Origin of the sequence: Paenirhizobium naphthalenivorans, assembly GCF_007992095.1 — a bacterium.
Taxonomy (GTDB): Bacteria; Pseudomonadota; Alphaproteobacteria; order Rhizobiales; family Rhizobiaceae; genus Allorhizobium; species Allorhizobium naphthalenivorans.
Genome location: NZ_BJZP01000050.1, coordinates 1 through 8977, shown reverse-complemented (window position 1 = coordinate 8977; position 8977 = coordinate 1). Strand labels below are relative to the sequence as shown.

The 8977-nt window shown below is 58.3% G+C and carries 10 protein-coding genes and 1 pseudogene; 3 read left to right on the top strand and 8 right to left on the bottom strand.

Features of this window, described 5'->3' with window-relative positions; translation table 11 throughout:
• Positions 1–459: 459 nt before the first annotated feature.
• Positions 460–749 (bottom strand): annotated as a pseudogene (locus tag RNA01_RS24250) (IS256 family transposase); the annotation flags it as partial.
• A 551-nt stretch (positions 750–1300) separates the two neighbouring features.
• On the bottom strand, positions 1301–1567 hold the full coding sequence (locus RNA01_RS22380) for a helix-turn-helix transcriptional regulator (protein WP_147182330.1): 267 nt from the start codon (positions 1565–1567) through the stop codon (positions 1301–1303).
• An 87-nt stretch (positions 1568–1654) separates the two neighbouring features.
• Between RNA01_RS22380 and RNA01_RS22375 the strand changes: the two genes are divergently transcribed.
• Genes RNA01_RS22375 through RNA01_RS22365 form a run of 3 tightly spaced genes read left to right on the top strand, consistent with a single transcriptional unit; the run spans position 1655 to position 3747 of the window.
• Positions 1655–2185: a DUF805 domain-containing protein gene (locus tag RNA01_RS22375; RefSeq protein ID WP_147182329.1), complete on the top strand. Its 531-nt coding sequence runs from the start codon at positions 1655–1657 to the stop codon at positions 2183–2185.
• A gap of 42 nt (positions 2186–2227) precedes the next feature.
• Positions 2228–2776, top strand: a complete 549-nt coding sequence (locus RNA01_RS22370) for a superinfection immunity protein (RefSeq protein WP_210245804.1) — start codon at positions 2228–2230, stop codon at positions 2774–2776.
• Positions 2773–3747, top strand: coding sequence for a hypothetical protein (locus tag RNA01_RS22365; RefSeq protein ID WP_147182327.1), 975 nt, complete (start codon positions 2773–2775; stop codon positions 3745–3747). The genes RNA01_RS22370 and RNA01_RS22365 overlap by 4 nt, the downstream gene beginning before the upstream one ends.
• A 42-nt stretch (positions 3748–3789) precedes the next feature.
• Here RNA01_RS22365 and RNA01_RS22360 read toward each other — a convergent pair whose 3' ends face one another.
• The 6 genes from RNA01_RS22360 to RNA01_RS24245 all read right to left on the bottom strand — a co-directional run bounded on the left by RNA01_RS22360 (position 3790) and on the right by RNA01_RS24245 (position 8698).
• Positions 3790–4299: a hypothetical protein gene (locus tag RNA01_RS22360; protein ID WP_147182326.1), complete on the bottom strand. Its 510-nt coding sequence runs from the start codon at positions 4297–4299 to the stop codon at positions 3790–3792.
• Positions 4300–4306: 7 nt separating this feature from the next.
• Positions 4307–4681, bottom strand: coding sequence for a DUF3768 domain-containing protein (locus RNA01_RS22355; RefSeq protein ID WP_147182325.1), 375 nt, complete (start codon positions 4679–4681; stop codon positions 4307–4309).
• A gap of 152 nt (positions 4682–4833) precedes the next feature.
• Positions 4834–5430, bottom strand: a complete 597-nt coding sequence (locus RNA01_RS22350) for a tyrosine-type recombinase/integrase (RefSeq protein ID WP_147182324.1) — start codon at positions 5428–5430, stop codon at positions 4834–4836.
• A gap of 150 nt (positions 5431–5580) precedes the next feature.
• Positions 5581–7410: a DUF927 domain-containing protein gene (locus RNA01_RS22345; RefSeq protein ID WP_147182323.1), complete on the bottom strand. Its 1830-nt coding sequence runs from the start codon at positions 7408–7410 to the stop codon at positions 5581–5583.
• On the bottom strand, positions 7410–8255 hold the full coding sequence (locus RNA01_RS22340; RefSeq protein ID WP_147182322.1) for a hypothetical protein: 846 nt from the start codon (positions 8253–8255) through the stop codon (positions 7410–7412). Before RNA01_RS22340 ends, RNA01_RS22345 begins: the two co-directional genes overlap by 1 nt.
• A gap of 125 nt (positions 8256–8380) precedes the next feature.
• Entirely contained in the window at positions 8381–8698 is a 318-nt protein-coding gene (locus RNA01_RS24245) for a helix-turn-helix transcriptional regulator (RefSeq protein ID WP_235916846.1), read from the bottom strand.
• Positions 8699–8977: the final 279 nt, after the last annotated feature.

Genomic DNA, 8977 nt, shown 5'->3' with positions numbered 1-8977 from the left:
CCCGGTTTTCCGGGCTTTTGCTTTGCTTCTGGACCATCTAGGACGGTCTGAAGCGGGAATTTGGTGCCAGAAGAGGACTCAAAACAGAGCAATATACCTTTGTAAATAAATAATAAACTGAATGCGAGTTTACACGATGCCATCAATAATGCCATCAAATTTGGCGGATGGACAGGTGCAGGTGCCTTTCGCGGCGTTTATTGTGGAAAAGACAAGGTTGCTCTGTCTCTCTACGATCGAGGATTTCCACTGAGGTACAGGACGGCTCGGTCGACGCTATTCGAAAGGGAAGACGATTCGGAGGGGTGAGTCCGATGAAGCGCCACAGCCAGCGGATTGCAGCATTGTGCAGTCCAATATCACGCTGATCGACCCCGAAAAAGGTCAGATCGGAATTGGCGCTGCAACCGTTTGGATCGCGATGATCGTGTCCCCTGGGTCTCGTGTAGCTTCGGCGCTTGCCGTCAGAGCCTTCTCCGCTATTCGGCGTGGTTCGGGAAAGCCCGGGACAGTGCGCAGCTTCCGAATGAGCATCTCGACATGGCAGCGTAGTCTCCCAGCCTCTGTTCCCGCTCGCGTTAACCGTTCCGCTGGCCGGAACGCATCCTTCTAGCCGTAGGTCGCGCCAGTCTTAGCGCCGAGCCCCAGGGCCATCAGCTCTCACCAGCAAAGCCGATTACGCCGCGCAGCAAATCAGCCTCGGCACATTCTTCTTCGAGTGAGTGCAGGTTCATCATGTCGACAGCCATCGGTGGAATTCCATTAGAATGGTCTTGAGCAACTGACCGTACGGGAAAACATCGCTGACCACCGCTACACCACACCCTGGGCATGGTCCGTGGCAGAGTAAGAGTGTGCCAACTGGTGGCCTTTTCGCAAAAAGGCCACCAGTTTTTCCGAATCCGGGGGTACGCGCTCAGCGCGCAGAAGGCGGAGCCCTATGGCTTCCAGCCCGGCCGACAGCGTGACGCGATCGAAGCCCGATAAGGCGGAGACGACCCCAAGGGTCGGGCTCCGGGTGACAACAGGGCCCGGTCAACGTCGCTGGCGCGCCCATCGGAAAACACTGGTGAGCATTTCTGGGCGCCGGCAGAATTGCGTGTCAACAATCGAAGAGCCCCAATGGTCGAGCCCAAGGAGCCACGGTCTCAAGAATAAATCTTCGCCGACCTGTGCGCGCTCGCTCAGGAGGAGGGTGCGCTGCATGAAATGTCGGCGATTTTCTACCGCGACTGGATCCTCACCGTTGATTTGCAGGAGGCCATTTCTGACAAAGTACGGCGCCTGATCAACGCATTCTCTACCGCTTTGGTTTTCGTCCCGCCTTAAGTGGCAGTGGCGGAACTCCCTCATGTGCTGCCGGAACCACAAGCAGCTCGGCAAGATCCACCGAAAGCGCTGCGCAAAGACGGTCCAACAGGTCCAAGCTAGGGTTGAACTCGGCTCTCTCTATCCCGCTTATGGTTGTTCGATCCACGCCGGCATCAACCGCCAGTGCTTCCTGGGTGATCTGTTTCTCCGCTCGAATTCTTCTGAGATTCCAAGCCACTCGCGCGCGTCCGTTCATCGCTGCACGCCACCATCCAGGGAGGCTTTAATCCATGGTATATATTCAACATATTTTCACTTTTCGGGTGCATGTTGATTGTGCAAGTTGGCAGCCAATTTCATCGGAAGGGAAATCATGCCCGCATATCTAAGCGCAGTGCGCCGTTACTTTGACTTTGCCGGACGGTCCTCACGATCGGACTTCTGGTTGTTCACGCTAACTCTGATGATCATCATGCTGATCGCGCTCGTGATCGACAGCGCAATAGAAAGCCTTGGGGTTCTGGCCGCTTTGGTCTATGCGGTGCATGTTATCCCATCCGTCAGCATCACGGTGCGTCGACTGCATGATATCAACCGCAGCGGGTGGTGGGTGTGGATCGGGCTTGTGCCGTTGGTCGGCCCGATTGTACTCCTCGTTTTTGCCTGCACAGCCGCAACAGACGCGCCGAATAGATTTGGCCTCCGTGAAGGGCCTTTTGCTTCCTCAGCCACGGTCCCGGTAGCTGTGGTGTCCTCTGCGGGCACGTCGTTGGATCATCTGGAGAAGCTAGCCGCGTTGCGCTCTTCCGGTGCGATTGATGACGGCGAATTCCAGCGCCTCAAGAACGACCTGCTTGGCAAAGCGTCGAGCTGAGGCACGGCAATGTGGAGATCCTCTCACCGTCAGTCCACTTTCTTGCTGTCACTCACGCTCGCTACCATCTCCGCCGTGCAGCCAGCTTTGGCGCAAGCATCAGATGGCGACGAGTACACAAGAGCGTTCGGACTTCTTGTCGCCTTCGTCATATTTATAGTCATTTATCTTATTCCGACCATCGTTGCGTTTCGCAGAGGACATCCGAACCGCTGGGTGATCGCGCTGCTCAACTTCTTTGCCGGCGGCACAGGGCTCGGCTGGTTCGGCTCTCTAATCTGGGCCTGCGGAGCGGTCCACAAGAGCGAAACCGGCAGCGACGGCGGCGAGAGCGGGCTCAATCTGTTCGTCAACGATCCGCAAATCGTCAGGCTCGAGAACCTCGGCCCTGACGCCGAGGCGCATGACGACCCCGCCGAACAGCTTGTTCGGCTGAAGCAGTTGCATGATCAGGGTGTGATTTCGTTGGACGAACTCAACGAACTTCGCAAACCCTGGCTCAGCCGGCTTTGCGATACTCAAGAATTGGGGATGCCGCTGAGCAATCCTCGCTCAAGTCAGCAACGAGCTACATATGGAGATCAGCGATGATGCGCTTTGGCATAGCCCTCGGTGCTTTTCTGTTCGGCCCGCTGGCTGCGCTCGCCGGTGATCCGATCAGCGCCGATATGGCGAGGCGGGAAGAATTCCTGAAGCGGCAGTTTTCCGAGACCTACTTCGTCAACCTAAAATCACCTGACGACGAACGAATGGCGATGGACAAAACCGTCATCCACATCATTGCCGTGGCGGTCGCCGCTAACCCGTCATGTGGCCTAGACGTCGACGTCGCTGATCTGAAAGCCAAGGCGCGGCGCATGGGGACCAGTGGCCCTCTGGGATATGACTTCTATGCAGAAGTTGAGCAACGCGTCGCCGCCGACATAACTGAGCAGCTGAGGGATGATGAAGGAGGCGTTTGCGATGGTATTTACTACACTGTCGAGCAAGCCCTGCCCTTCGTCCGTTCGGACCGTTCCAATGCAGAGACCAAAATTGCTCCAGACAAAGCGTATGATCCTTTGCCCGACGCCGCCGACTCGTCCGTTCTTCCTGACGTTATCGACGTACCCGTTCTCTACCGCAGTCACGTCGTAAAGGTGCCGGTCCACCGCAATCCACAGCGCCCCGCAGAAATTGAGTACATTGACTACGAGCGCATGATCGCCGATCCGGCGTTCGATGGACAGGATTTTCCCGACTACGTCTGCCCGCCGAACGAAAGCGGCTGCGAGCTTGTATACGGTCACAGCGTGCTACAAGCCAAAGCGAGTGTCATTGACCGATATCAGCCAACGGAAGAACTCTGTCGCGAAGCCAGGTTCAAAGCGGCGACAGAAGGCAGCAGCCAAATGGCGAGCGCTCTGCATACGGCGATCCTCGGCCTTTCCATGGCCAGCAACCAACCCCAATGGGGAAAAGACGGGAATGTGGAGGCGCCGATCGTATTCAATCCGATGGTTTACTATGCGATTCGCTCGGCGATGGCGTCTCAGGTTTGCCTGGGCCTTCGCGAACTCTAGTTATGTGGTGAGAATCTCGTCGCGGGATACACACAAACAAGGCTACCCCCTCTGAATGACGAGGAAAGGCTGACAGGCGGCCATCTCCACCGCGCGCATGCCATTGCTGTCGATCAGGTGCACACGTTCCCCTTCGACCTGGGCGAGCACGGACCAATGCGAAAGCCAAGGGGTATTGATATCGAGAATGACCGCGCAGTGGCTAAGCTTGGCAGCCTCGTGCAGCCAAGCGCCTCGGCCGTCATCGTCGCCACGCCGGGAAAGCGGACGGCCCAGCAGCTTTCGGGCCGGCGTGGCGCGGAATGTATGCCCCTTACGACTTAAGAACCTGATGGCTTGCTTCGTGAGGTAGCGGATCTCATCGTGGGTCAGCCCGTCGTAAACGAAGCTGGCATCTCCTCGCCAGTGAGCAGCTCGGTCGATCAGGTGTGTGAACAGCTTCTTCCTCGGGAAGTAGGGGATGGGGTCGGCCCGCGCTGCGTGCGCGAAGCCGTTGATCAGGGCATATATGCCGCACAGGGCGTCAAGCCCGCCTTGGCGGTAGGGTGCCATGCTGGGCTCAGTATTCCTCGGCGAGCATCAGCGTCAGTACACGGCAGGTCACGTCCGGGTCGGAGGGGTCAGCTGAGTGATGCGACAAGGAGAGGTCGTAGTAGTCGATCTTGAACAGGACGCTGAGATCTTCGACTTCGATACGGGCGCAGTCATGCTCGCCGTGGGGATCGTTGTCGTCGTCGAAGGCATTGAAGCTGCGGACCGATGCGACCACCTTTGCCCGCATCCGGTCATCGAGGGCGGCAATACCTGCGGTCATTACGATGCGACCGCCACTACCATGCATGCGCAGCCAATCATTTAGCCGCCTGATCTGTTCGGTCGGGGTAAGCCTGCCGCGTTCCGCGACGGTTGCGGCCGTGGGTCTTTGCTTTGCCATGAGAGGATTTTCCTGAATTGCCGCTCCCGTCGTGCGGTCATTTGATCGCAGTGGGTTAGAGAAGGGAGCCGATGACGCACGGTCATCATTGCCCTTCACCCAACGCGGCGACCGTACGAAACCGGTCGGGCGGGACAGCTTGGTCTTGCGCGCTACATCATGCGGACTATCCTCCTCTGGATTTCGCTGTCGCCATCGATATAGCCCTGCGTGGTCTCGATCGACCGATGCCCAGCCAGTTGCTGGACATCGCGAAGAGATCCCCCGGCCTTGGCGACGAGGCGGGCCGCTCTGGTGATGAAGGTGCGCCGGCCGGAATGTGACGAGCAGCCGCAGAGCCCGGCCTGTCGGTATGCGCCGGTGAACCAGTTGACGATCGCTTTCGGCGTCATGGCAGCGTAGCGCTCGCCCTTGAAGCGCTCACTGGCGATCACTGGGCCATTGCTCGGCCGGCCCTGGTGTCGGTGTATGGAACTCAGTGCACGTTTCAGGTCAGCGTGAAGGGGAATGCGTCGGCTGAGCCCGTATTTGGTCACCGAGCCCGGCAGTTCGATCATGTGGGCGATCGTGCCGCCCCCGTCGGTCACCATCGACCACTCGAGGTGGGCGATCTCCGAGGCCCGCAGCCCGGCGCGTACGCTCAGTAACACGATGGCCTTATTGCGATGGGGATGTCGGGATTGGCTTGCGACTTTCAGCAGTCGCTTCAGGTCAAGGTCGGAGAGGATTTTGGCCTGACCGCCCTGCATCGTTTAGATAAACCGATACACTGCAAACATGCGGCGTTTATAACCTAAAGTTGCCAACAATGTCAATTAGATTAAAAAAGTTGCAACGATGGTACTCGGAAAACTCCGGGGCAACGGTGGGTTCATGGCCCACCGTTGCCCCGGCTCCGGTTAGCGCCCAGGCATGTCGCGAAGCCGGAACGCGTAGAATGCTTGACTGTTGCCCCCCGCGCGAACGCAGATCTTAACCGTCAGCTTGTCCTTTTCATTCGTCTTGAGAATGCCGCGGGCTTTCAGGCCGCAGAGCCGAGCTTTGGTGAAACCCAGGTTATGCGACAGGGAGTCACGGTCCATCAGCATGAGCAAGTCGCCCCCCCGCTCGCGGTAGAGAAAGGCGTCGACCTCGGAAAAAGCCCCGTCATTCAGATCGGTTTTGCCGGTGGCCGTGATATCGACGATGTTCTTGCTGGTATTCGAGAGGAACGCCGCCAGTTCCGCGTCGTCGATGGGTGTACGATGAAGAGCGCCGTGATCGTACCATGCCCGCACCAGTGGTGCCTTCACGTCGCCGAATTGATCTTTCTCCAGGACGTTCAGCTTGAATGCCACTCTTGCGGTAGCATAGGCGAGGGCAAAGATCTTCGCGCGGCGAAGTTCGAGAGCCGTTGCTGTCGCAGGATCCGCACCTACTGTCCGAAGGAAGTACTCCATGCGCTTACGGACGTAGTCCACCAGGGCGTTGCGATCGCGCGCGCTCCAGTTGACGACAGCCTGTATCAATCTCGGTGCGACATGACCGTAGTTTTGCGAGCAGATCAGCCGCAGAGCGTTCATCGCAACCTCTAAAGAACTGAACCCTTTCGGCAGTGTGTCGAACAAGCCCGTCTCGCGCGACGGGCAGGATATGGTGATTGCCCGCACGGTCGCACCACCAACTACGTCCGCCGAGTCGTTCAGGATGCTGACCAGAGGTTCGTTGGATGTGGACAATATCAGCACCTGGTAATCGTCCACATCACCCCCCATGCGCCCGCGCGTGCGGCCCTGGTTGATGCGGTGGATGACTGCGAGAAGGGCCGCTCCCCGGTCCTTGCTGCTTTTCTCAGCCACGGTGGCCTCATCGAGAATGAGCAGGGCATCATTGTGAATCAGCGCCAATTCCTCGATTCGGTTTGCAGTCGTATTCCAGCTATCGGCGAACCCGAGCTTCGAGCGCGACGCGCCGCCCCAGAGCGAACCGGCCATCAGCACCGTCAAGGTCGACTTATTGCTGGTGGTCTTCCCAGTCAGTTCAAGAACCGCGTTTTCCACCATGAAGCCGGCCGCCTTGCAGAAGCGCAGCAGGATCGGAGCGAGACCGAAGAACAGGACGAGAAGCGGGATGGCTTGTCCACTGACGATCTTGGCGAGCTCGGCGGTAAACACGTCAGCATCACCCCGCTGCTGGAACTTGTCACTAGGGGGGAAAGCAGACACACAGGCCGGTGCCTCCTCGGCAGCAATGATCGTTCCGTCGCCGTAGGCATAGTACTCAGGGCGATCGGAGAATTCCTTCCGCGTGTCGAAACCCGGCTTAGTGACGGCGAGGACGCCAGGGGACGACTTCGCTTCCTCGATACGTTTTTCCAACGTCTTTCTTACTGTGCTCGGGACGAGGTTAACGCCAAGTCCTTCCTGCACGCGGCAAATCGCGGTCCTCCTCTCCATTAGCATCTGCTCAGAAGAGATTGCCATCTTCCTCTCCCCGGCTTCGAAGAGGTAGGCTTCGGTTTCGCTGTCGGTGTGAATGCGCGAGACCACGAGTCCATGCAATTGATCATCACTGACAGGGCTGTCACTCCGCGAGTTGGTAGGTGGTGCGGAAAGCGAGGGCGAACCCCGGTTTTCGCCGGGTACCGGCTTCGTACGCTTGCGGGATACCGCGCCTGCTGCAGTTGCAGCCCGCACCTGTGATTTCTGCCTGCTAGAGCCCTTCACGTAGCGTTTCGACGTCTTCTTCATCACATTTCTCCTTCAAGAGTTGCCATTTCGACGGTGAAAAACTTGTGTGCCAAACGATCGGAAAAGCCGCCGAACACGAGGAGGTCTTCAATCGGAATCGAGGCCATGAAACCGAGCCACAGCCGAAGCAGATCAGAGGGCATACGGTTGGTGCGACGACTGCGCGTGCCATCGGCACGCTCGTACCCGGAGCGGAGTTCAGCCTTCATTTTGGTGACGTAGCCGAGGACGGTGCCGAGACTGCCATTGGTGATCTTCTTGACCTGCACGGGCCGGATCCGCTGTCGATCGGACCGGGGTATACGGATCTGGAAGGCGTCACGGATTTCCGATTTCCGTGTGCCCTTCATGACGATGTGCAGATGAGGTTCGAACCAAAGGGAGCCATCGACATCTCGTGCCGCCGATACCTCGATAACCGCCAGGAAAGCCGGCCTGTAGCCTCGCGCCCTGAGCCGTTCGTGCCCATCCCTTACCTTGCGGCGAAGGAGGGAAAGATCGGCAGGTTTCAGGTCCCCGGGCGTACGGCGCCAGTTAGGAGCTGCGACCGTGACAAGATATGCGTGACCTTGCGCCTCCTCCAGATGGTTCAGAACCACCGCATTTGCAAAGCGTTGAGTGCGCCACCTTTCGTAGTTGCAGGCGGCAGAGCGACGGCCCGTATCCAGCGATGCCGCGTTGAAGTGCAGACGCTTCCAGGACTGAGGCCGATCAGGTTTCTCCTCGACAAGCTGCGCAATAGCTTCCTGTTTGACTTCGAAGCTGTGGGGGCTATCGAGTGCCCTCTGCTTCCTGGGCGGAGGCCGGCGATGCTGCCGGCGGCGTGTGAAGTTGGGTGCTGCCATGATTGTTCTCCGGGCACGGACCGTCGTTCGCGGCCGAGGCCCCGTTAGTGGCTATTGGGATGTGGGTGCGGAAATGCGCCAGCCGGCGCAGAGAATCCGGCTGCAGCGCTCAGATCAGGGAGGTGCTATCCGTCCCGTTTAGCGTCCTCGATCACAGCAATGATCGCCGACTTCGGCCAGGCGGAAGTCCGCGGACCCAGGTGGATCGGTTTGGGGAACCTGCCAGTCTTAATGCCGGCATAGAATGCGCTCCGGGAAATCGGCAAAAGGCCGTCGGGGCCAATGACCTGCGGCAGGCGCAACAGTGGATCGTCGTGATGCATTCTCATATCTCCGAAGTTGACCAACGAGAGCTTGGAGACGAGGCGATCAGGAGGGGGCATCACAAAGCAGTGAATCAGCACGCCTGACCACGCTCGATAACCAAGCGTGAAACGTGCCAATCCATCGCGTCCCGACTATGCGGGAGTTGGGAGGAGGTGCCGCCAGAGCACTCTTGCGGAGGCAATGATGATCGAGCACTTGCATGCCCGCTGGCGGAGAGTCATACAGGATCAACCTGTAACGTCTCTTATAAACAATAGTCGAGCAAATGGGTCAACTACCTCTTTACGAACTATCTGCCCAATCGAAGAAAGGTAGCGAGCCGGATAACGACTTGGCCGAATGAGCCGGCATCTCCCTGTTACCTTCAAGGAATGGCGCCCACTCGTTCATCAGTT